The sequence below is a fragment of the Nocardia sp. CA-120079 genome (assembly GCF_050955745.1).
GTDB lineage: Bacteria > Actinomycetota > Actinomycetes > Mycobacteriales > Mycobacteriaceae > Nocardia.
On the sequence record NZ_CP192088.1, the window covers coordinates 4,152,367 to 4,174,678 of the forward strand.

General features: G+C 66.2%; 14 protein-coding genes and 1 pseudogene. 6 read left to right on the forward strand and 9 right to left on the reverse strand.

What is annotated here, in order from left to right; genetic code table 11:
* Positions 1 to 144 precede the first annotated feature (144 nt).
* The 5 genes from ACQPYR_RS18825 to ACQPYR_RS18845 all read right to left on the reverse strand — a co-directional run bounded on the left by ACQPYR_RS18825 (position 145) and on the right by ACQPYR_RS18845 (position 4,696).
* Positions 145 to 792: a DUF305 domain-containing protein gene (locus ACQPYR_RS18825; RefSeq protein ID WP_433633946.1), complete on the reverse strand. Its 648-nt coding sequence runs from the start codon at positions 790 to 792 to the stop codon at positions 145 to 147.
* Entirely contained in the window at positions 789 to 2,360 is a 1,572-nt protein-coding gene (locus ACQPYR_RS18830) for an LVIVD repeat-containing protein (RefSeq protein WP_433633948.1), read from the reverse strand. Before ACQPYR_RS18830 ends, ACQPYR_RS18825 begins: the two co-directional genes overlap by 4 nt.
* Before the next feature lie 514 nt (positions 2,361 to 2,874).
* Positions 2,875 to 3,411, reverse strand: coding sequence for a VOC family protein (locus ACQPYR_RS18835; RefSeq protein ID WP_433633950.1), 537 nt, complete (start codon positions 3,409 to 3,411; stop codon positions 2,875 to 2,877).
* A gap of 18 nt (positions 3,412 to 3,429) precedes the next feature.
* On the reverse strand, positions 3,430 to 4,395 hold the full coding sequence (locus tag ACQPYR_RS18840; RefSeq protein ID WP_433633952.1) for an LLM class flavin-dependent oxidoreductase: 966 nt from the start codon (positions 4,393 to 4,395) through the stop codon (positions 3,430 to 3,432).
* On the reverse strand, positions 4,388 to 4,696 hold the full coding sequence (locus ACQPYR_RS18845; protein WP_433633954.1) for a DUF1330 domain-containing protein: 309 nt from the start codon (positions 4,694 to 4,696) through the stop codon (positions 4,388 to 4,390). Before ACQPYR_RS18845 ends, ACQPYR_RS18840 begins: the two co-directional genes overlap by 8 nt.
* A 451-nt stretch (positions 4,697 to 5,147) precedes the next feature.
* Here ACQPYR_RS18845 and ACQPYR_RS18850 point away from each other — a divergent pair, with 451 nt between their 5' ends.
* Positions 5,148 to 6,440 carry a lipase family protein gene (locus ACQPYR_RS18850; protein ID WP_433635181.1) on the forward strand — a complete coding sequence of 431 codons (1,293 nt, stop codon included), beginning with the start codon at positions 5,148 to 5,150 and terminating at the stop codon, positions 6,438 to 6,440.
* Positions 6,441 to 6,644: 204 nt separating this feature from the next.
* The gene (locus ACQPYR_RS18855) at positions 6,645 to 6,998 is read left to right on the forward strand and encodes a zinc ribbon domain-containing protein (RefSeq protein WP_433635182.1); all 354 of its coding nucleotides are present in this window, start codon (positions 6,645 to 6,647) and stop codon (positions 6,996 to 6,998) included.
* A 168-nt stretch (positions 6,999 to 7,166) separates the two neighbouring features.
* On the opposite strand, the gene ACQPYR_RS18860 is transcribed toward ACQPYR_RS18855, so the two are convergent.
* A complete protein-coding gene (locus ACQPYR_RS18860; RefSeq protein ID WP_433633956.1) occupies positions 7,167 to 7,538 on the reverse strand; it encodes a hypothetical protein in 372 nt (123 codons plus the stop codon).
* A gap of 337 nt (positions 7,539 to 7,875) precedes the next feature.
* On the opposite strand from ACQPYR_RS18860, the gene ACQPYR_RS18865 reads away from it, so the two are divergent.
* The 3 genes from ACQPYR_RS18865 to ACQPYR_RS18875 all read left to right on the forward strand — a co-directional run bounded on the left by ACQPYR_RS18865 (position 7,876) and on the right by ACQPYR_RS18875 (position 15,310).
* The gene (locus ACQPYR_RS18865; RefSeq protein WP_433633958.1) at positions 7,876 to 13,338 is read left to right on the forward strand and encodes a carboxyl transferase domain-containing protein; all 5,463 of its coding nucleotides are present in this window, start codon (positions 7,876 to 7,878) and stop codon (positions 13,336 to 13,338) included.
* A 187-nt stretch (positions 13,339 to 13,525) separates the two neighbouring features.
* Complete coding sequence (locus ACQPYR_RS18870) at positions 13,526 to 14,167, forward strand: cutinase family protein (RefSeq protein WP_433633960.1); 642 nt, start codon at positions 13,526 to 13,528, stop codon at positions 14,165 to 14,167.
* A gap of 78 nt (positions 14,168 to 14,245) precedes the next feature.
* Entirely contained in the window at positions 14,246 to 15,310 is a 1,065-nt protein-coding gene (locus tag ACQPYR_RS18875; RefSeq protein ID WP_433633962.1) for a sulfite oxidase, read from the forward strand.
* Here ACQPYR_RS18875 and ACQPYR_RS18880 read toward each other — a convergent pair.
* Positions 15,283 to 16,467, reverse strand: a complete 1,185-nt coding sequence (locus tag ACQPYR_RS18880) for an NAD(P)/FAD-dependent oxidoreductase (RefSeq protein ID WP_433633964.1) — start codon at positions 16,465 to 16,467, stop codon at positions 15,283 to 15,285. The genes ACQPYR_RS18875 and ACQPYR_RS18880 overlap by 28 nt on opposite strands.
* Before the next feature lie 215 nt (positions 16,468 to 16,682).
* Here ACQPYR_RS18880 and ACQPYR_RS18885 point away from each other — a divergent pair.
* Positions 16,683 to 17,336, forward strand: a pseudogene (locus ACQPYR_RS18885) (dienelactone hydrolase family protein); the annotation flags it as partial.
* Here the strand turns inward: ACQPYR_RS18885 and ACQPYR_RS18890 are convergent.
* Positions 17,317 to 18,420 (reverse strand): CapA family protein, encoded by a 1,104-nt coding sequence (locus ACQPYR_RS18890; RefSeq protein WP_433633966.1) that lies wholly within the window; start codon positions 18,418 to 18,420, stop codon positions 17,317 to 17,319. The pseudogene ACQPYR_RS18885 and the gene ACQPYR_RS18890 overlap by 20 nt on opposite strands.
* Positions 18,421 to 18,855: 435 nt before the next feature.
* Positions 18,856 to 22,269, reverse strand: a complete 3,414-nt coding sequence (locus ACQPYR_RS18895) for a protein kinase domain-containing protein (protein ID WP_433633968.1) — start codon at positions 22,267 to 22,269, stop codon at positions 18,856 to 18,858.
* Positions 22,270 to 22,312 lie beyond the last annotated feature (43 nt).

Consider the following 22,312-nt stretch of genomic DNA (forward strand, 5'->3'; position numbering starts at 1 on the left):
GCCCTTGATTCGAAATGTCTTGCAACCTGGTCGATCCGAGCCGACACGGCGGTCCGGCCCGAATCTCCCGGCCGATCGTGCCTGAGGCTAGCCGATCGGATAACGTAATTCTCCAAATCCGGTAATATTACTTACGATAGTTGGTCAGCTCGGGGCGCTACGCTGCGTCAAGAGCATCATCAGGCCGACCTCTCTGCTCTGGGTGTCGATCATGTCGCGTGCCGCCTGTTTGACGACGCCGCTGGACAATTGGCGATCGGCCGCTCGGGCCATCCGAATGCCACCGGCATGGTGGCGCTGCATGAGTTGCAGGAACAGTGCTCCCGCGTCGGCACCGCGCGCCGCCGCCAGTGCGTCGAGTTCGGCCTGGGTCGCCATGCCGGGCATGAGGTCGCCGGTCGCGGCGGCGGTGCTGGTCGCATGCTGATGCTGGGTGAGGTTCGTTTCGCCGGCATGCATCCAGGCCATCGGGTGCGGATTGATCGTGACTACGCGCGCCAGCCGCAGCCAGCCCAGCAACATTCCGATCTCGGTGCGCTGGACGTCCGAAATCTGTTGGGCCAGCGCCCGTACCGTCGGATCGACTCCGGTGTCGAGTCGCTGCGTCATGACCAGTGCCTGGCTGTGATGCGCGACCATATCCTGTGCGAAGCCGATCTCGGTGCTGCTGAGGACGGGCGGTGCGGGCTGGTCATCGGCTATCAGCAGCGGTCGGATGGCCGCGCCGACCGCCAGCAATAGCACGGCCAGGCTGACCAGTGCGGCACTCTTGATCCAGGTCCGCCGGGTCATGAGCCCATGGTCGAATGCTGGTCGGCAGGCGGGGTGTAGACGCTGGAATCCAGTTGCAGCGCAAGGAATCCATTATCGGCACAGGTCGTCCACAATTGGTTGCCACGCCATTCGGGCGCCGAGAAGCACCAGTCCGAGGAGAGATCGCCGAAGGCGAGCATGCCGGTGCGTGGACCGGTAGCCTCGGACATATCGAACTGGCCCTGCAATATGGTCTGGACCACCGTCGGGGAAGCGAGCAGCGGTGGGCCGATGATCGAGGCGAGTGCGTGCGGGGAGTTCGTCAGCTCGGTGTTGTGTCCAGTGCGCGCGGGCGGGTTGTAGTAGGCGATCTCGCGGATGTCGAGCGGGTCGCGGACGTCGAATACGCGGATGCCGGAGGAAGTCCAACTGCAGGCAAGTGCGGTGGGATCGGCAGGCCGATCCGCGGCGCAGTAGTGCGCGTCGTAGGCGAACAGCGAGCCGCCCGCGGCGGAAGCCATTGCGATGTCCTCGTTCTGGGGCAGATCGATCTCGAGCTTGATGGTGTTGTGCAGGCGTGGATTCGTTGCGTCGGAGACGTCGAACAGCTTCACGCCGCCGGATCCGGCCTCATTGGTGGCGAAGACGTACGGTCTGCCGTCATATGTGACCGGGATATCGTGCTGGGTGGCCCAACCGTCGGTCCAGGCGATGTTGGCCAGTTGGCGCACTTGCGGATTCGGATCGCGGCGCTGGACAGCGCTGATGTCGAGGACCATGAGTCCGCCGAAGTTATTGGCGAGATACATGGTGTTGCCGTCGGGACTGAATCCGAAGCCGTGCATGGACAATCCGGGCAGGTTCTGCCAGATGACGCGCGGATCGGCCGGGTCGGTGAGATCGACCGCGCTGACCAGGCCCGGGGCGACGCCCGAGCTCCAGTAGGTGTTGCCGTCGGGGGAGAAGCCGCCCTCGTGCGCGGTGATCGGCAGTGGCATGTTCAAACTGGTCCCGGTGCCCGGGTTGAGCAGCCGGGGGTGCGCGCAATCGGAGATGTCGTAGACCGAAAGCAGACCCGCGCCGGTCAGAAACGGAGCGCCCGCGCCGACGAGCAGCTTGCGATTTTCGTTGACCTTCAAGCTTTCCCAGGTGCCGGCCAGCATTGCCGGTTCGTTCAACGTTTCGGTCAGCACCGGCGCGGCGGGATCGGAGACGTCGAGCACCTGCACACCTTGTTCGGCCCCCAGCAGGTTGCCCGGGAAGAAGGTGCCGACGTAGACGCAGTGGTCGAAGCTGACCGAGGAGATACCTCCGCCGCGCCCTGCGTAACTGCCGACCTGCGACATATTGCAGCGGTAGCCGAGGGCACTGCGGCCGTTGTTCCGGTCGGCTGCGGGTACGTCGCCCTGGTGTCCGGATTCCGGGTCGGAGCCGGGGCCGCATTCGGCGCGGGCGACGGCGATATCGGTGAGCCCGGAGATTTCTCGAACACTGCCGGTTAGGTCCGACTGCGGTTGGGCGGCAAGGGTTCCGGTCGGCAGCAGCAGTGCTGTGGCCGCGACCGTCACCAGGGAACGCCGAGCCAGGGGGAGCAACGATGATGTCATGGTGGCCCTCGGGACGGAGGGTTGCCTTTCGTGTCGGTCGTTCCGGTCGGCCGCGGGCTGGTGGTCCGTGGATCGGCGGCTGCGGAAATCCATCGAGATGCGACTGCCATGGTGGCGGCTGTGCGATCTCACAATCCGGACTGTGCTGTCCGGTTACTACTCGGTAGTGTGCGCGAGGCGCTATCCGGAGTCAAGACCCGTGCTGCTCATACCCCGGATTTCGCGGCTGATCGCTTACCCGAGCTGATCCAACAGCGCGCGAGTTGCTTTGATGGCCGGCCGGATCCGGTCGGCATGACCGACGCCGTTGCGCGCCTTGGTCAGTTGCGCAATCTCGAGACCGACCACGGTGCTGGGCGAATCGCGGAGAGGATTTCCAACAGCGGCAGCTCGCCGACGCCCGGTGCCAGCCGCTCCGTCCTCGATTCCGTGAGGTAGTCCGGGGTAGTCGGATGTCGCAGATCTGAACGTAGCCAATCAGATTCGGATGCGATTCCCCGTTCGAAGCGCCGGGCTAGTCGGGAGTCTCACCTGCGAGGTAGCGCTGCCAGACCGCATGATCCGTACGCTGGCCGCCGGGCGTATCCGCACCGTATCGGGTGATCTCCGCCGCGAGATCGAGCGGCATGGTCGGCGCGGTCATACCTCGCAACTCCTGTTCGATCGCGGCATCCGGCACCAACCAGCACACCTCGAATTCGATACTGTCGGGGTCGGCTCCGTACAGCGACTTGGTGACCGCATGATTCGATGCTCCGGTCAGGGCGTCCGCCGCCCGCAGTGCATCCTTGACCCGCCCCAACTCGCGCAGCGTGTCCACCTCCCAGGCCAGGTGGTAGAGCCCGACTCGTCCGGTGCGATGCGTCGCGGCCGGTTCGGCGGATCGGAACAAACCCAGGTCATGGTCGTTGGCCGAACCGGCCGCCTGCAGGAAGACCCCACCTGGAATTGCGCCGATCTGTCGGAAGCCGAGGACCTCGCGATAGAACGTGGCCGAGCGCTCCACATCGGACACGAAGAGAACGGCGTGGTTCAGGCGCTGAATAGGCACGAAAGTTGCTCCGTTTCCTCAGTGCTCGACCGATGCGAAGGTCCGCAGTTCGCGGACTACATCGGGACCGGTCGGCATGTACACGACTTCGCGGTACCCCGCCGCGGCCAGGTTAGCCACTGCCTCAGCGATTTCCGAGCGCTCGCCGACCATCGTGGCGACATCGATGTGCTCGAGCAACAGGCGATCGCGGTCGGAAAGGTGGGTGAAGTGACCCTCGAATGCCCGCGGCCTCCGTTCGTCTTCGGGTCTGTCGGATTCCAGCACTTCGCGCCACGCGCTACCACCGGGCATCGCGTCGACAGCCGCCGCACCACCGGCGGCATAGGCGACATGCCAGTCGACGACCCGACAGGGCCCGATCGCCTCGCGCACTCGACTCGATCCGCGGTCTTCGCCGATCTCGAGCACCGTGCCGGAGACGGTGATGGCGGTGGGCAGGGTGGGATGGACCGGTCCGATGACACCGTCGGCCACCGAGGTTGCCAGCTCGGCGCCGCGCGGGCCGAAAGCGCTCAGCCACAACGGCGTATCGATCGGGCGCGGCGCGGCCAGTCCGGTGGTATGCAGCATTCGGGCCGGTCGATCGTCGATGACAGCGGTCTCGCCCGCGAGCAGGGTGCGGACGGCCATGACGTATTCCGCCAAGGCGCGCAAGGTCATCGGGCGCTGGCCCATTGCCAGTCTGGCGGTGAATCCGGTACCGAAACACGCGCGGAATCGGCCGCTGGACAGGCGTGTTATGGTCGCGATCGCACTCGCCATCGCCATTTCCGAACGCTCGGTCGGAATCAGTACGGCGGTGCCGAGACCGATCCGGCTGGTCCGTTGCGCCGCCAGCGCCAGATGCACGAACGGGTCCTCCCACAGCGGCGCGGAACCGTAGATCCATACCCGGGCATAGCCGAGGGATTCCGCGAGTGCCGCCAGATCCGCGAACTCCGGACCCGGCGGCAATGCGCAGGATAGTTCGATCTCACTCATGCGGCGGCATTTCGAAACCTGCGACGATGACCGCGTTGCTGTCGGCGGCTGCCTGGCGCAGCGGCTTGGCCCGCCCGTAGCCTTCCGACTCGTACCAGGCGCGTGCTGCCTCCACCGATGCGAACTCCATCACGATGGTTCGATCACCGGGCCAGGAACCTTCGAGGACTTGCGGATCGCTATCGACGACCAGCGGCACCGCGCCGCTCTCCATCATCGACGGTGCCGCGGCGCGCTCGTAGGCGGCCAAACCCGCCGGATCCCGAATTGCTTCGGTCAGGATCACGTATCCCTTCGGCATCAGTTCATCCTTCGATCGTCTGTGATCAGTAGGCGGCGCTGCTGTGCGCCCCTCCGGGCCAAAGCTGCATAGACCGGCTGGCCCGCAACCTTCATATCAACGGAAGGATGGCGTATTCCTGGTCAACTTCCACTCAACGGAATTCCCCCAGCCAGCCCGGGGTGCGCGCGTCGATGTCCCGGCTCGGAATACGGCGTGGTAACTTGGTTACCGCCAATAACCGGGTTACTCGTAGGCTTCGACGACGCACGCAACTCGTGCAGCGCTCGCCCGGACCGCGACTCAGGTCGAGGCGTCGACATCATCGACGCGACCTGCCGCGTCCGATTCGTATGGGGCACAACTCCTTTACCGCATATACCCACGCGATCGGTGCGTGTGGGAGGACCGCAGAGAAAGCAGAATGATGTCAGGACAACGGCACTGGTTCGCATCGAAGCGGCCGGTGAACATGCTTCGGCATGTGATCTCCGCCGTGAGCGCACTGAGCGTGGCCGCCGCGGTCGCCTGCGCCGGGCCGGGAGCGGCCTCGGCCGACCCGGTGAACGATTTCTACGTTCCCCCGGCACAATTCGATATGGCGCGTGGAGCCGTTATCAAGACGGTCGATACCTCGGTGTACCTGGCGCAGCCGACCGACGACGGCAAGTGGCCGATCCCGGCGAAACAGGTCATGTACACCACGCGCACCGAGGACGACGTCCCGGTGGCGGTCACCGGCATCTTCATCGACACCGACCAGCCCTGGCGCGGGTCCGGCCCGCGGCCGACCATCATCATCGCCCCCGGCACCACGGGTCAGGGCGATCAGTGCGCGATGTCCCTGGCTTTCAGCACTGGGGTCTATGCCGGCGTCACGCCGCCGACGCTGTCCGCCAATCAGGAAGCGATCGCCGCGCTCGCGTGGAATTCCTTGGGGGCGCGTGTTTTCGTCACCGACTATGTCGGCATGGGCACACCCGGAATTCACACCTACGTCAACCGCATCGAGGAGGCGCACGCGGTCCTCGACGGCGCCCGCGCCGCGAATGCCCTCTCCGGCAGCGGAACCGATACCCCACTGGCGTTCTGGGGCTATTCGCAGGGCGGCGGCGCGACTGCCGCGGCCGCCGAGATGCAGTCCGGCTATGCCCCCGAATTGAACCTGAAGGGCACCTGGGCCGGCGCGCCGACAGCGGATCTTTCCGAGATATTGCGGCAGGTCGACGGAGTGCTCATCAGCGGGGTGACCGGATTCGCCATCAACGGCGTCCTCGCCCGCCATCCGGACCTGCAGCCGCAACTCGACGCGCGCACCACCCCCGGTGGCAAGGCTCTGCTGCGCGAGTTGTCCGACGAGTGCATCGCCGACGTCATTGTCCGGCACCCGTTCATGCGGTCGGCCGACCTCACTGTCGACCACCGCGTGTTGTCCGATCATCTGCGGGAGATCCCGGAGGTCGCAGGCATTCTCGACCGACTGCGCATCGGCTCACTGAAGCCGACCAGTCCGGTGTTCATCACCAGCGGCCGCAATGACGACACCGTCCCCTACGGCCAAGCCAGGCAACTGGCGACCGACTGGTGCGGCCACGGCGCGACCGTCACCTTCCGCACCAACGAACTGCCGCCCATCCTTCCCGGAGCCACCATCCCGAACCACTTCGGCCCGGAGCTGATCGACGGCTACGGAACCAACAACGCCATCGGCTATCTAATCGACCGGTTGAACGGACTACCCGTAACGGGATGCACCATCGACTGATCCGGCGCGCCGCGCAGCAGGCAGATTGATCCTGACCGAGGCTCAACGCACCTCACGCGGAATCGCCCTCGAAGATCTGGGCGGTATCCGCGAGAGGGTACGGCTACGCAAGCCCCAGCGGGTCACGCTGCACTCCTGGAGTTTCGCGCAACTGGGCACTACATCGCCTACAAAGCGAAACGCGCCGGGATCGCCGTGGCCCATGTGGACCCGCGATACACCTCCCCACAGTGCTCACGGTGTGGGCACACCTCGCGGAAGAACCGGCCCGACCAGGCCACCTTTGTTTGCACGTCGTGCGGTTTCGCTGAACACGCTGACGTGAACGCAGCCCGCAACATCGCCGCACGCGGTGTTGCGAGCTGGGCAGTGAGTCACGCTGCCGACGACGCAAGCCGAGCCCACGCCAGCCGGGCGCGGGTAAGAGCTGCAAGCTCGGCCCTTCAGGGCCGAGAAGTTGACGTGGTATGTGATGCACGATCTGCCGACTACTGCACACCAAGGCGGTCGTCGTCGGCGCGGTTCTTGGATTCGCCCCGGTGGCTCTCACTGTTTTGAACTCGTTGCGATGGTTGTGAAAACGCTCGCTCATTTCGCGACTCGAGGTCAGAAGAGAGCAGTCCAGCGTTGGTCTGAAAGTACTACCGCCCGCCGACATCGCACTGCCCGCGCAGTCGTTCACGGTCGCAGGACACGGCTGGTGCTATCGCGCGCCCGATAGCGGCGTCATGGGCCGGACGTCGTCTCAGGGTCCATGCTCGCGGCGTTGAGATTCTCGGCAGCGAAACGGGCGATCGTGCGGGCCTGGCGCGTAAGCGCTTCCGGGTGCGCAGTCCGCTGCGCCAGCGTGGCACGAATCCGATCCAATGACGCCGTGGCATCGCCGGTCGCTCGGCGGAGCACGGTGTAGCGACGGTCGAGTTCGCGGTAGGCGAGGTCGATGTCGTGGTAGCGGCGGCGCAGGTCGGCCATATGGTTGAGCAGGTCGGCCACCTCACGCGTGGTCAGGGTGAGGGTCGGGTGCTCCTCGCCGGAGAGGATCGCCTCGCCCGCGACCTCGGCGCAGCGCGCGTGCAGTACATCGAGAATGTCGGTCACAGATCACCTCCCACACTGCGCTCGAACCCGAGAGAAAGGTTGCAGGTCAACGCATCTGACGATGGTCGGACGCGAATCGACGCTGCCACTCGATTGATTGCTTTGATCGATACGCGACTCGGCTACGACTCGATCACGGGTACGGTACTGGAATCCTGCCGACCGAGGAATTCCGCCGCTAGTGTCATAGACATAAATGAGGAATTTCGCACGATACGCGCGGGTAACCAGCTGACGCTGTGTACTTGGGCGCAGTAGGAGTGCAAACTACGCCGGACCGGCAGTCGCAAACCGTCGCCCGACCGGGCCAGTGCTGTGGAGTGGAAGGAGTTGGCGCGTGTTCAGCCGCATCGCCATCGTGAACCGGGGAGAGGCCGCTATGCGCCTCATCCATGCCGTCCGAGATCTGGCCGCGGAGACCGGGCGACCGATCGAAACCGTCGCCTTGCACACCGATGTCGACCGGAACGCGACATTCGTGCGCGAGGCCGATATCGCCTATGACCTCGGTCCGGCGTCCGCGCGCCCGTATCTGGATCTGAAGGCGCTCGAGCTCGCTCTGGTGACGACCAAGGCCGACGCCGCCTGGGTCGGTTGGGGTTTCGTCGCCGAGGATCCGGCCTTCGCCGAGCTGTGCGAGCAGATCGGCGTCACCTTCATCGGCCCCAGTCCGGAGGCCATGCGCAAACTCGGTGACAAGATCGGTGCGAAGCTGATCGCGGAGGAAGTCGGTGTGCCGGTCGCGCCGTGGAGCCGCGGCGCTGTCGAGACCGTGGACGCCGCCATCGCGGCCGCAGCCGAGATCGGCTATCCGCTGATGCTGAAGGCGACCGCCGGTGGTGGCGGCCGGGGTATCCGGGTCATCACGAACGAGGCCGAGCTCGTCGATGCCTACGAGCGCACCCGTCAGGAAGCCGCGCGCGCGTTCGGCAGCGGCGTGGTCTTCCTGGAACGGCTGGTGACCGGCGCACGGCACGTCGAGGTCCAGGTGATCGCCGACGGCCAGGGCACCGCGTGGGCGCTCGGTGTCCGCGACTGCTCGGTACAGCGGCGCAATCAGAAGGTCATCGAGGAGTCGGCGTCGCCGGTGCTGCGCCCCGAGCAGGTGGCCGAACTCAAGGCGTCGGCCGAGCGGTTGGCGATCGCGGTCGAGTATCGCGGCGCCGCGACCGTCGAGTTCCTGTACCACCCTGGTGACGAGCTGTTCGCATTCCTCGAGGTCAATACCCGACTGCAGGTCGAACACCCGATCACCGAGTACACCACCGGATTCGACCTGGTTCGGGCGCAGCTGCTGGTCGCATCGGGCGGCAAGCTCGCGGGCGAACCTCCGGCCGAGCGCGGGCACGCGATCGAGGCCCGGCTCAATGCGGAGGATCCGGACCGCGACTTCGCGCCGGCTCCGGGCCGCATCGCCCGGCTGGATCTGCCCGCCGGGCCCGGCATTCGAGTCGACACCGGTGTCAGCGAGGGCGACACGATTCCCGCCGACTTCGACTCGATGATCGCCAAGATCATCGCCTACGGTCGAAACCGCGACGAAGCGCTGGGCCGGTTGCGCCGGGCCGTGGCGCAGACCCGGGTCGTCATCGAGGGCGGTGCGACGAACAAGAGCTTCGTGCTCGACCTGCTGAACCAGCCCGAGGTGATCGACGCCAGCGCTGACACCGGCTGGATCGACCGTGTTCGCGCCGAGGGGCGCCTGGTATCGCATCGCCACTCCGCGGTCGCGGTGGCCGTCGCCGCCATCGATGCCTATGAGGAGGACGAGCGCGTCGAGCGGCATAGGCTGCTGTCCACGGCGGCCGGCGGCCGTCCGCAGGTGCAGCACGAGAGCGGCCGGCCGCACGACCTCAAGCTGCGCGGCGTCGGCTACCGGGTGCGCGTGGCACGGATCGGTGCGCATCGGTTCCGCATCGGCATCGAGGCGGGCGGCGAAATGCGTGCCGCCGATGTCGATCTCGAACGTTTCGACCGGCACACCGGGCAGATCGTGGTCAACGGAACCCGGCACCGCGTGATCACCGGCACGCACGGGCCGATTCATCTGGTCGATGTGGACGGGGTGACGCATCGGATCAGTCGTGACGAGGGTGGCGTCGTCCGCTCGCCTGCTCCCGCGCTGGTCGTTGCCACGCCGCTGGCGGTCGGTGCCGAGGTCGAGGCGGGTGCGCCGGTGCTGGTACTCGAGAGCATGAAGATGGAAACGGTGCTGCGCGCGCCGTTCCGGGCTCGGTTGAAGGAATGCGCTGTTACCGTCGGCACCCAGGTCGAGACCGGCGCGCCGCTGCTGCGGCTGGAGCCGCTCGTCGAGGACGACGAGGCCGCGGACGCCGAAGAAGTCGCGTCGGTCGAACTGGACCTGCCCGACGAGCCCGCACTGGACCGCCCGCACGAGGGCATCGCCCGCAGCCTGCAGGACCTGCGCAGCTTGCTGCTCGGCTTCGACGTCGACCCGCACAACGAGCGCCGCGTGCTCGACCACTACCTCGCCGTGCGCCGGGCGGCCATCGCGGACAACCGCAGGCCCCTCGCCGACGAGATCGAACTCGTGCAGATGTTCTCCGACCTGTCCGAACTGAGCCACAACCGGTCCTGGGACGAGGACGGCGTCCAGGGCCACGTCCACAGCGCCCGGGAATACTTCCACACCTACCTGCAGAGTCTCGATGTCGAGCGGGCCGGGCTGCCGGAGTCGTACCAGACCAAGCTGGCCAAGGCGCTCGGGCATTACGGCGTCACCGAACTGGATCGTTCCCCGGAGCTCGAAGCCGCTGTCTTCCGGATCTTCCTCGCCCAGCAACGACCGTCCGACACCGTCACGGTCATCACCACCTTGTTGCGCGAGTGGCTGGGCGAGCCGGTGCCGGACCGGGCGCTGCGCGAGCCGGTCGGTCTGGCGCTGGAGCGGCTGGTGGCCGCGACGCAGGTGCGCTTCCCTGTGATCGCCGACCTCACCCGTGGTCTGGTGTACTCCTGGTTCGGCCAGCCGCTGTTGCGGCGCAACCGCGCCCGCGTCTACACCAATGTTCGTAAACAGCTGAGCCACCTCGACGCGCACCCGGAAACGCCAGATCGCGCCGAACGCATTTCCGAGATGGTGCGCAGCACCGAGCCGCTGGTGCGGCTGCTCGGTCAGCGGTTGGTGCGCGGTAGTGCCGACAACACCGCCATGCTCGAGGTGCTGACCCGTCGCTACTACGGCAACAAGGGTCTGGCCGGTGTGCACACCCGCGAGGCGGGCGGGTGCACCTTCGTGGTCGCCGAGCGTCGGGGCCTGAGCCTGGTTTCGGCGGCGGTGAGTTTCGACGCGCTCGACACCGTGCTGCGTGGTCTCACCGAACTGGCGACTGTGGCCGCGTCCATCGAAGTCGACATCTACCTGAGCTGGGAAAAGCAGCCGGAGGACTTCGACGCGATGGCGGCAGCACTGCAGGAAGTGCTCGGTACTCGGCCGTTGCCGAACCAGATCCACCGGATCACCGCCACCGTCGCGGGCAGCGGCGGTGCGGTGATGCACCACCACTTCACCTTCCGCCCGACCGCCACCGGCATGGCCGAGGAGCGGTTGATCCGCGGCCTGCATCCGTACATCGCGGAGCGGATGCAGATGAAGCGGCTGCGCAAGTTCGACCTGACCCGGCTCCCGTCCTCGGACGAGGAGATCTACCTGTTCCGGTGCATTGCGAAGGACAACGCGTCCGACGAGCGTCTCGTCGCATTCGCGCAGGTGCGTGACCTGGCCGCGCTGCGCGAGCATGACGGCAGGCTGCTGGCGCTGCCGACGGCCGAGAGCACCATCGCCACCTGCCTCGACTCGATCCGCCGGGCGCAGTCGCAGCGGCCGTCGGCCAAGCGGTTCCACACCAACCGCATCGTGATGTACATCTGGCCACCGGTCGAGATGACCCGCGCCGAGCTGGAGACGATCGTCGATCGGGTGGCGCCGACGACCGCGGGTGCCGGGCTGGAGGAGATCCTGCTCATCGCGCGGCACCAGGACCGGAAGTCCGGTGAGTTGATCAAGGTCGCCGTGCGCATCTCGTTCGACGCCACCGGCGGCACCGAGGTGACCATCGGTGAGCGGTCCGACGAGGTGGTCGAGCCGATCGACGAGTACCGGCAAAAGGTGCTGCGGGCCAGTAGCCGCAACACCGTGTACCCGTACGAACTGACTGGTCTGCTCGGTGAGTTCGCCGAGTACGACCTCGACGCCGATCACACGCTCGTCCCGGTCGACCGGCCCAAGGGACGCAACAAAGCCGCGATCGTCGCGGGTGTGGTCACCACGCCGACCGAGCAGTACCCGGACGGCATCACCAGGGTGGTGCTGCTCGGTGATCCGACGAAATCGCTCGGCGCGCTCTCGGAACCGGAGTGCCGTCGCGTGATCGCCGCGATGGACCTGGCCGAACAGATGCAGGTGCCGCTGGAGTGGTACGCGCTGTCCTCCGGTGCCCGGATCTCGATGCAGTCGGGCACCGAGAACATGGACTGGGTGGCGGCGGCGCTCAAGCGGATCGTCGAATTCACCCAGGACGGCGGCGAGATCAACATCGTGGTCTCGGGCATCAACGTCGGCGCGCAGCCGTACTGGAATGCCGAAGCCACCATGCTCATGCACACCAAGGGCATCCTGGTGATGACGCCGGACTCGGCGATGGTGCTCACCGGCAAGCAGGCGCTGGACTTCTCCGGTGGTGTGTCGGCCGAGGACAACTTCGGTATCGGCGGCTACGACCGGGTGATGGGCCCGAACGGGCAGGCGCAGTACTGGGCGCCGAACCTGCACGCCGCGCGGGACGTGCTGATGTCGCACTACGACCACACTTATGTGGCGCCCGGCGAGCAGTCGCCGCGGCGGTCGCAGACCAGCGACCCCGTCGATCGCGACGTCTCCGACTTCCCGCATGTCTTGGCGGGCAGCGACTTCAACACGGTCGGCGAGATCTTCTCCGCCACGGCGAACCCGGACCGCAAGAAGCCGTTCGACATCCGGACCGTGATGCGGGCGGTGGCCGATCAGGACCACCCGGTGCTGGAACGCTGGGCGGGGATGGCCGACGCCGAGACGGCCGTAGTGCAGGACGCGCGCCTCGGCGGTATTCCGGTTTGCCTGCTCGGCATCGAGTCCAGGGGAGTGCCGCGCCGCGGCTACCCCTCCACCGACGGACCGGACACCTACACGGCGGGCACGTTGTTCCCGCAGTCTTCGAAGAAGGCCGCGCGGGCGATCAACGGGGCCAGCGGCAATCGGCCACTGGTGGTGCTGGCGAACCTGTCGGGCTTCGACGGCTCGCCGGAATCGATGCGGAAGTTGCAGCTCGAGTACGGTGCCGAGATCGGCCGTGCGATCGTGAACTTCCAGGGCCCCATCGTGTTCTGCGTGATCTCGCGCTATCACGGCGGCGCGTTCGTGGTGTTCTCGAAGCTGCTCAATCCGAGTATGACCGTGCTCGCGCTGGAAGGCTCGTTCGCCTCGGTGCTCGGCGGCGCTCCGGCGGCCGCGGTGGTGTTCTCCGGTGAGGTCGACGCCCGTACCGCAGCCGATCAGCGCGTGCGGGATCTCGAGGCACGTGCCGCGAACGCGCTCGGTGCCGACCGTGCGGCTCTGACGGCGGAACGCGACGAGGTTCGGTCGTCGGTTCGCACGGAGAAACTCGGCGAGGTCGCGGCGGAATTCGACCGCGTGCACAACATCCAGCGCGCTGTCGAGGTCGGTTCGGTCGACGCCATCATCCGCGCCGCCGAACTGCGCCCCCGCATCATCGAAGCCATCGAGGCGGGGCTGACCGTCTGACCATCTGAGTGCTGGAACAGTCGGCCGACTCGGGAGCGATCTCGCTGCCGAGTCGGCCGACTGTCGTCGTCCATGTGCCGCATAGCGGAGTACATTGAGACTTGTCTCTGACAAGTGTCACTCGACGCCTCACAATGAAGTGAGGGCTGAGGAAGCACTTCTCACAACGGCGTGAGAGGTGAGGAAAATGAGCGACCGAAAGGTGGTTCTGTTCAAAAAGTGGCCGATGGCATCGGCATTCGCGGTCTTGCTGATCGCGGCGAGTGCCGTGCTCGGTCCGCATGCCGCGGCGCAATCGTGCGCCGCGGTGGATCTGGTGATGGCAAGGGGAACCCAGGAACCGGGGTACCTCGGAACCTTCGTCGGTGATCCGCTGTACGACGCGATGCGGCGGGCATTACCGATGAGCGTGCGTGCGTATTCGGTGAACTACCCCGCGAATCTGACGGATGTGAGCGCGGGTAGCGCCGATCTGGTCGCACATGTCGCACATCAAGCCGCGGCCTGCCCGGTCGAACGGTTCATACTTGCCGGCTACTCGTTGGGGGCGGGCGTGGTGCATGGCGCGCTCGGTACCGGTATCGTCGCCGGGCTGCCGGGGATCGTACAACTGCCCGGCGATCTCGTCGACCGCGTGGCAGTCGTTCTGCTCTTCGGTGACCCGCTGCGCTCGATCGGGTGGAGCGTTCCCGACCGGTATTCCGACCGCACCGCCGAATTCTGCGCGGCCGGTGACCCGGTCTGTGGCGGCGGAACCGACCCCGGGGCGCACGCCCGCTACGGCGATTTCATCGGTGCCGCAGTCGGATTCAGCGCAGCGCATTTGTAGCTCCTGTCGGACCCGACCGGGCGGTCCTATACTGGCCCCGACAGCCTGTTCCACCTCGATCAGAATCAGCCCGAGCCGATGACCGAACTCGTCTCGCGCGCGCAGGGCGTCCGGTTCGACGAGCTCGCTCTGGCGACGCGCAACCACGGCATGCAACTCGAGGGCATGCGGTACGACATCACGCCCGTCGGCATGCACTACCTGCTGATTCATTTCGACATCCCCGAGATCGACGCATCGGCGTGGCGACTGCGGGTTACCGGGAATATCGAGCGCGAATTGGAGCTGTCGCTCGACGACATCAGGTCGCGACCGGCAACGACGATTCCGGTCACCCTCGAATGCGCGGGTAACGGACGCACGGGGATGGACCCGCGCAATGTCAGCACACCGTGGGGTCTCGAGGCGATCGGCACGGCGGCATGGACGGGCACCGCGCTCGGTGGGATTCTCGACGACTGCGGTATCCGCGACGAGGCGGTCGAGGTCGTATTCACCGGGGCCGATCGCGGATTCCAGGACAATGTGGAGCACAACTATCAACGTTCCCTGAGCATCGGCGAATGCCGCAGACCCGAGATTCTGCTCGCCTACGAAATGAACGGCGCGCCGCTCCCGCCGCAGCACGGCTTTCCATTGCGACTGCTCGTGCCCGGCTGGTACGGCATGACGAGCGTCAAATGGTTGCGGAATATCGAAGTCGTGGACCGGCCCTTCACCGGGCTCCAACAGGCGGTGGCCTATCACTACCAACGCGACGTCGACGATCCGGGGGTACCGGTGTCGCGAATCAAGGTGCGCGCGTTGATGATTCCGCCTGGACTTCCCGATTTTCCGAGTCGGCGACGCACGGTCGACGCGGGTGCGGTCCTCCTCCGCGGTCGTGCGTGGTGCGGAACCTCGCCGGTGGTGCGAGTGGAAGTCGGCGTCGACGGTGTCTGGCGGGACGCCCAATTGGATAGCAGCGCCGCCGAATTCGCCTGGCGCAGTTGGAGTTACACCTGGGATGTGCGACCGGGCGAGTATCGACTGAGCTGCCGGGCCACGGACGCGGATGGGAATGTGCAACCGACCGAGCAATTCTGGAATCGCCAAGGCGTGGGAAACAACCTGATTCAGGAGTTCCCGGTCACTGTCCGTTGATCGGTGAACCAGCGCCGAATACGCGTAGCGGCGAATTCCGCCTTCTCGGTTGCCAATTCGGTGGAGGGGCTGACGAACGGTGCGACCGGCTTCGGCCCGGAAAGGAAGTCGGCGTCGACCTTGCCGACGAGTCCGTCGCCGAATTCGATGTAGCAGGAGCCCTGGCCGAGATATTTTCCGGGCGCGGGTGTTCCGCGCAGTTGCGCGCCGATATGCGCGGCGACCGTGCGCGCGGCGTTCTCTGCGAACACCCCTGCGCGCGGCACTGGCGCGTCCGCGCAGTCACCGATGGCGTAGACGCCCGGATACGGGGTGGCGAGGGTTCGCGGGTCGATGTGGATCCAACCATCGGCGCCGTCGACGGTCAGCCCGGATGCTTCGACGACGGGCGGGACGCAATGGGTCGGGATGCCGATGAACAGGTCGTAGGCGAGGCCGCCGGTGCGGGTCTGCGCGATATGGTTCTCCGGGTCGAGCGCATGGACCCGCCGCCCCGGAGAGTAGTCGATGCCACGTTGCGCGAGCGCGTCGACAAGCGCCGCGGAGGTGTCCGCGGAGACCGGGATCGGTGAGTCCATCGGCGTGAGCACGTGCATGCGGGTGCGGTCGCGGACGCCGCGACGGGTCAGCAGTTCGTGCAGCAGCATCGCGGCTTCGTAGGGTGCCGGCGGGCACTTGAACGGAACGCTCAACACCGAGATGAGAACGGTGCCACCGTCGAAATGGGCCAGCCGATCGCGCAGCCGGCAAGCTCCCTGGATCGAGTAATACTCGTTACCGTCCGCTACGAAACCCGGGGTAGCGGCCGGGTCGTAATCGGCGCCCAAAGCGACAACCAGAAAGTCCGGGTCGTAGCTGGTGCGGTCGGTGACGACGCGGCGGGTCTGCGGGTCGATCGAAGTGACCTGCTCCTGCCGGAACTCGACTCCCGACAGGACCAGGTCGCGATAGCTGACGCGCACGGATTCCGGGGTCCGATCGCGAAACAGGATCTCCAGCTTGGAGAAACCGAAGGTGAACCCGTCGTTGCGGTCGACCAGTATTACCCGAACCTCGCCGGGCAGTGACTCCGACAGGCAGGCCGCCAATTCCAGTCCGCCGAATCCGGCCCCCAGAACGAGCACCGTCGGCGTTCGAACATTCGCGGGTATGGACATAGCTGAACGCTTTCATCTCGGGAGATGGTGCTGGTATGGAATCGCGTGTTGTGGCGAGGGTCCCCGATAGTCCGTCGTTCACGAGCGTGTTGATCGCGTATCCATTGTGCGCGCCACGTCGGCCGGATGGAACCCGGCCTGCTCGCAGCTTGCACATGACCGACCGGGCGGGTAGTCCGGATACCAGGAGGTGTTCGATGTCGCCCTCCGCATCCGATCCCCTGACGCGGACACAGGAAGTCATCGTGTCGTCGGAGTCCATCCGACTGACGGGGATACTGGCCGTCCCAGAGAACTCCACCGGTCTGGTCGTCTTCGCGCACGGCAGCGGTAGCGGCCGACACAGTCCGCGAAATCGGCTGGTCGCCGACGTGCTGAATCGGGCCGGGCTCGCGACCATGCTCGTCGATCTGCTGACCGGGGCCGAGGAAGGGGACCGTGCGCGGGTCTTCGATATCGAGTTGCTCGCCGAGCGTCTCGTCGCGGTGACCCGTGGACTTCGCACACGGGCGGTTCTGGGTGGGCTTCCGACCGGATATTTCGGGGCGAGCACGGGTGCCGGTGCCGCATTGTGGGCGGCCACCGAACCCGGCGCCGAGATCGCGGCCATCGTCTCCCGTGGCGGCCGCCCCGACCTGGCCGGTCCGCGACTGGCGCACGTCCGGGCGCCGACGCTGCTCATCGTCGGCGGCAACGACCGCCACGTGCTCGAGCTCAATCGCGAGGCGCAGCTGCGGATGCCGTGTCCGAGCGAGATCGATGTCGTCCCCGGCGCGACGCACCTGTTCGAGGAGCCCGGTGCGCTCGAGCAGGTGGCGGATCTGGCCCGCGACTGGTTCCGCCGCCACCTCAGTGTTGTGCGGTCTTGAACACCAACGGTAGGTCGTCGGGCCGCGATGCGACCCGGGTGCCGAAGTCGCGACTGATGTGCTCGATCGTCTCGCACAGCCATCGAGCTTCGTTGCGCGTGGCCGATTCCAGGCGCATCCGCCGGATCCGCAGTGGAATCATTCGCGTTTCCAGCACGCCAGGATCGATGGACACCAGGTATAGCAACCGCAGCTCCGGGCGATAACGCTCATAGCCGTGGATGCCCTCGTAGTCATCGATGACATCACCGCACCCGTACAGAATCGGTTTGCCCCGGTAGATCTCGATCGGCCGCGGATGGTGTGCGGAATGCCCGTGCACGAGGTCGATTCCGGCATCGATCAACCGATGTGCGAACTGCCGTTCACTCACCGGCACCCCGTAACCCCAATTGGGGCCCCAATGTACGGAGACGATCGCGATATCGTCATCGCGCTTGTGCGCCAACACTTCTGCCGCCACCTCGTCGGCGGCGCGAATATTCGGCGTATCGCCGACCCACCACAGCCCCGGCCGATCGCGGCGAGCCGCCCAATGTTGCGGAACCCCACTCGATCCCGCACCGACCGAGACGATTACCACTCGTCGCCCGTCATCGAGTTCCGATATCGCCGGGGCCCGGGCATGGTCGAAATCCGCGCCTGCCCCCGCGCGTTGGATGCCTGCGGTATCGAGTGTCGCCACCGTGTCCGCGAGCCCGCGAATACCGAAATCGAGAATGTGATTATTGGCCAGCGCGCACACGACCGGCGCGATTGCGGTCAACACCGGCACATTGTCCGGGTTCATACGGTAATGGATGCCTTTGAGCGGTGCGAACGCGCCGTCGGCGGTGATCGCGGTTTCCAGATTGATCAGTCGTACCTGCGGGGCGAGCTGAGCAAGGATCGCCAGGACATCGCCCCATGGGTGGCCGAAATCCACGGGGCGGTCGAATTCACCGCTCGTCTGCTCCGCCAGTTCCGCATACGTCCGCGCATCCTCGACGCACCGTTCGCGCAGCGTCGGATCACCGGGGTGCGGGAGAATCTGATCCACACCGCGGCCCACCATGACGTCGCCGCCCAGCAGCACCGTCGCCATACCTCATTGTCGATCATGTCCGCGCGGGGCGTTGCGCTTCTTCGTAACGTGTTCACGTGCTCATCGAGGTCGACAGACTCTAGCCGCCCTGTCGAAGGCGGCCGCACTCTGATCGCACGCTCATCTCATCACTCGAGAGATCTATCCCGTGTGACTCGGCTCTGGCTGTGGCACCGCGTCGGTGACCCTGTTCGCGACCGTGGCACCGCGCCGACCTCGCCAGCTTCCGCAAAGTCCCGAAACCCAGGCCGCGACGACACCATAGCGGCTTGCTCGGTATCGCGGACAAACTCGCGGCGCTACGCGCGATCGAGTCGGCGACGCCGGTGACCAATACTTCCGGGTACCGGCGACACATCCGTCACCTGACGCTGCCTGCGACGTAGTCCGCTACCGGCACTCCGCCGGACGTCCGCCGGGCGCTGTGATCGAGGCTCATCGGCTCGAGGCCGACGAGTTCGCGGCGGCCTGGAGCAGTTCCAGCACCATCGGTGGTGCGTCGTCGTGTTCCAGTTCGGTCAGGATCTCCGAAATGTGTGGTGCAGCATCGGCAACGGTGCGGATGAGGCCTTGTTCAGCGCACAGCACCAACGCGGGTAGTGCGGTCTCCTGGGCGTCCCGGCGGCGTCCGGCGGTCCACAGGCAGGCCGCCAGCAACAGTCGTGCTTGGACGAATGCTCTTGGGCGATGCTGAGTTCCGATCTCGCGCACCATCTGGTCGGCGCGGACGCAGGCTTGATCAGCCAAGTGGTCGGCAAGCAGGAGCCGGATGGCGGAGTCTTGTTCCAGTTCGGCGATGCTGGCGTGAATCGTCGTGTCCTGCTTGCGGTATGGCGGCATCCGCCGGAGTGCGTCGCGGGTCTCGGGCGGAATCGGCAGACCGAGGCGGATGCGTTCGTTGACCATGCGAGCGGCCAAGCGCGGCAGTGACTCGCGCTCGGCGATCGCCGCACCTTCGGTCAGGCGTTGGTCGGCGGCGGCGAGGTCGCCGCGTATTGCTTTGATACGTGCGCCGGTGCCGAAGCTGGCGAGCAGGAACCAGACCGCGCCACCGTGGCGGCCGAGATCAGCGCTCGAATCGAGTAGCTGCTCGGCTTCGTCGAGGCGGTTCTGCTCGTAGCGTATGGAGCCGAGTAGGGCGCCGGACATCCGTGATCCGTAGGTTGGCGAGCGGCCACGACGCGTGCGGGTGATTGCGGCATTGAAATGTTCTTCGGCGGCGGCGAGGTCGAGCTGTTCGAACGCAGCCAGACCGGCGACGCACCTGCCGTACATCACCCCGAACGGACCTTTGCTGCGACGGTGATATGGGGCTGCCCATTGCTGCCAGCGGCGGGCCTCGGTGAAGTCGAAACGGTCGAGTGCATCGATGGACGCGAGATTCGCCGCGTTCGTGGCGGTGAACGGGGTGTCGGCGTCCTCGAGATGCCGGGCCAGGAGGTCTGGCAGACCATCGAATCGGTCGGTGACGAACTGTGCCGCGCCCGTGATCGTTTCCGCCTCGATCCGCAGTTTGGTCGCCTCGGTACCGGTTGCCGCACCGGCGTCGAGTGCGGCGGCTACTTGCTCCAGCGCCAGCCGAACCTGCTCGGAGCGCTGTAGTCCGACGTTGGCCCAGGCGCGGCAGATCTGTAGCCTCGGCCGCGACTCCGCCAGGCGTTGTGGCAGTTTCGTCAGCAAGCCGAGGAACGTCGCCATGCGAGAGCCTTCGATGAGGTCCATGGCCCGTCGTTCGACCAGATCCGCGGCGTAGTCCGGATCGTCGGCTGCCAGTGCGTGATCGACTGCGGCGGTGACGATCTCGTGTTCATCGCACCACTCGGCCGCACGGCGGTGCAATTGTCTCGGACGTGCGGGATCACGGCGGACAAGTCGGCGCTGCAAGTAGTCGGCGAACAGGTGGTGGTATTGGAACCACTGGTCCTCTTCGTCGAGGCGGCGCAGGAACAGGTTGCGGTCGGCTATCTCTTCGAGTAGTTCCTGACTGTCGGATCGGTTCGTCAGCCGAACCGCCAGATCGGCGCACACTCGCTCCGTGATCGCCGTGGCCAGTAGGAATTCCAGTAGCGGAGGCTCGAGTGAGTCGAGCACGTTCTCGGCGAGGTAGTCGGCAAGTGCCCGGTGGCGGCCGGTGAGCTTGTCGATGAACGCGCCGGGATGATCGTGGCCGCGCAACGACAGCGATGCCAATTGCAGTGCGGCAGGCCAGCCTTCGGTCGTTTCCTGCAGGCGTTTCACCTCGTCGGTGGACAGCGACAGCCCACCGGAGTCGACCAGGAAAGCACTCGTTTCGTGAGGATCGAAACGCAGTTCCGCGACATCGATTTCGACCAGTTCGTCGCGTACCAGCATGCGACTCAGCGGTAGACACGCTCTGGTCCGGCTGGCGATGACCAGCCGCAGGTGATGGCAACCGTGCTCGAGCAGGTAATCCAGTGCGGCACATGTGGTTTCGCCGCGAACCCGATGCCAGTCATCTATCACGAGCACCATCGCCTGCCCACCCGAGTGGATTTCGTCGATCAGCGCGGACAGCACGTATCTTGCAGTGTCGGAAGATCGTTCATCCAGTAGCGTGCCGAGTTCACGCGCCAGCTCCGGAGCTACGCGCCGGATTGCCTCGACCAGATGGGAGAGGAACCAGGCGATATTGTCGTCGTCAGGGTCGGCTGTCAGCCATGCCACCGGTATGTCCTCGGCCGCCAGCGCTGTGGCCCATTGCAGAGCCAGGGTGGTCTTGCCGAATCCGGCCGGTCCGTGGATCAGCGTCAGGCGCCGGTCGCCGCCGCTACGCAATAGGGTGAGCAGCCGCGTGCGCGCGATCATCGTATGGGGTGCGGCAGGCGGACGGAATTTCGTTGCCGTGCTGGGCGGCGGGGGCGGTGTCGCCACATCCGGGGTGTGCGAGGCCACGGGAACGGCTGTGGCCGAACGGGATTCGATGACTGTTGGCGGCAACGCCAGAGCGTCCACCGCCTGGCCGGTCTCATGTTGGACCCGCCGCAGCATTTCCCCGAACTCGATCGCCGACCTCGGCCGGTCGGCCGGCTTCGCCGCCATGGCCGCTTCGATCGCCGCGCACACCGCCGTGGGGATGTGCTGATCGCGCAGAGTGGGTGCGGCGGCGGTGGCGATCCGGGCAAGTTGCACTTCCAGCGGTTCACCGGTGCGGCGCCCGAATGCGGCTCGCCCGGCCAGCAGGCAGTGCAAGGTAGCGCCCAGGCCGTAGATATCCGAGATCGGGTTGGGCGTCGCGCCGCCGAGTACCTCGGGGGCGGTGAATGCGGGCGTGCCCTGGATGGTGCGCAGGGATGAGGTGGTGCCGTCGCCGAATTGTGCGATGCCGAAGTCGGCGAGCTGGGGTTCGCCGTAGTCGGTGAGCAGAATATTGCCGGGCTTCACATCGCGATGCACGATGCCGATCGCATGGGCGGCGGCCAGCGCCGCGGCCATCTTGACGCCGATCGAAAGCACCTCCGGCCAGCGCAGCGGTCCCGAATCCCGCAGCACAGTCTCCAGCGATCCGCAGGCGTAGAACGGCATGACGATATACGGGCGGCCGGTGGCGGTGATGTCGACCTGCAGCACCTGGAGGATGTCGGGGTGTCCGAACAGCCGCCCTAATGCACGCTGTTCCCGGAGAAATTGCTCGCGCTCGCCGCCGCTGACCTCGGATCTGAGCACTTTGACCGCGACGTGGCGTTCGAGTGCGTATTCGTAGCAGCAATACACGACGCCGAAGCCACCATGGCCGACTTCGGTCGCGTCGCCGAATCCGGCCGCCGCTAGTTCCGCCGCGATTCCGCTGGGGAGGTCTCGCTGTGTCGCGGCCCCGTCGAGCTCGTCCATCGAATATTCGCCGGCACCTCCGAGTCAGAGCATCCACCCCGAC

Bases quoted from the DNA above. Each gene is read 5' to 3' on its own strand.
- ACQPYR_RS18870 (WP_433633960.1), top strand. From the start codon at position 13,526: ATGAGCGACCGAAAGGTGGTTCTGTTCAAAAAGTGGCCGATGGCATCG.
- ACQPYR_RS18825 (WP_433633946.1), bottom strand. From the start codon at position 792: ATGACCCGGCGGACCTGGATCAAGAGTGCCGCACTGGTCAGCCTGGCC.
- ACQPYR_RS18880 (WP_433633964.1), bottom strand. From the start codon at position 16,467: ATGTCCATACCCGCGAATGTTCGAACGCCGACGGTGCTCGTTCTGGGG.
- ACQPYR_RS18875 (WP_433633962.1), top strand. From the start codon at position 14,246: ATGACCGAACTCGTCTCGCGCGCGCAGGGCGTCCGGTTCGACGAGCTC.
- ACQPYR_RS18850 (WP_433635181.1), top strand. From the start codon at position 5,148: ATGCTTCGGCATGTGATCTCCGCCGTGAGCGCACTGAGCGTGGCCGCC.
- ACQPYR_RS18830 (WP_433633948.1), bottom strand. From the start codon at position 2,360: ATGACATCATCGTTGCTCCCCCTGGCTCGGCGTTCCCTGGTGACGGTC.
- ACQPYR_RS18845 (WP_433633954.1), bottom strand. From the start codon at position 4,696: ATGCCGAAGGGATACGTGATCCTGACCGAAGCAATTCGGGATCCGGCG.
- ACQPYR_RS18895 (WP_433633968.1), bottom strand. From the start codon at position 22,269: ATGGACGAGCTCGACGGGGCCGCGACACAGCGAGACCTCCCCAGCGGA.
- ACQPYR_RS18840 (WP_433633952.1), bottom strand. From the start codon at position 4,395: ATGAGTGAGATCGAACTATCCTGCGCATTGCCGCCGGGTCCGGAGTTC.
- ACQPYR_RS18890 (WP_433633966.1), bottom strand. From the start codon at position 18,420: ATGGCGACGGTGCTGCTGGGCGGCGACGTCATGGTGGGCCGCGGTGTG.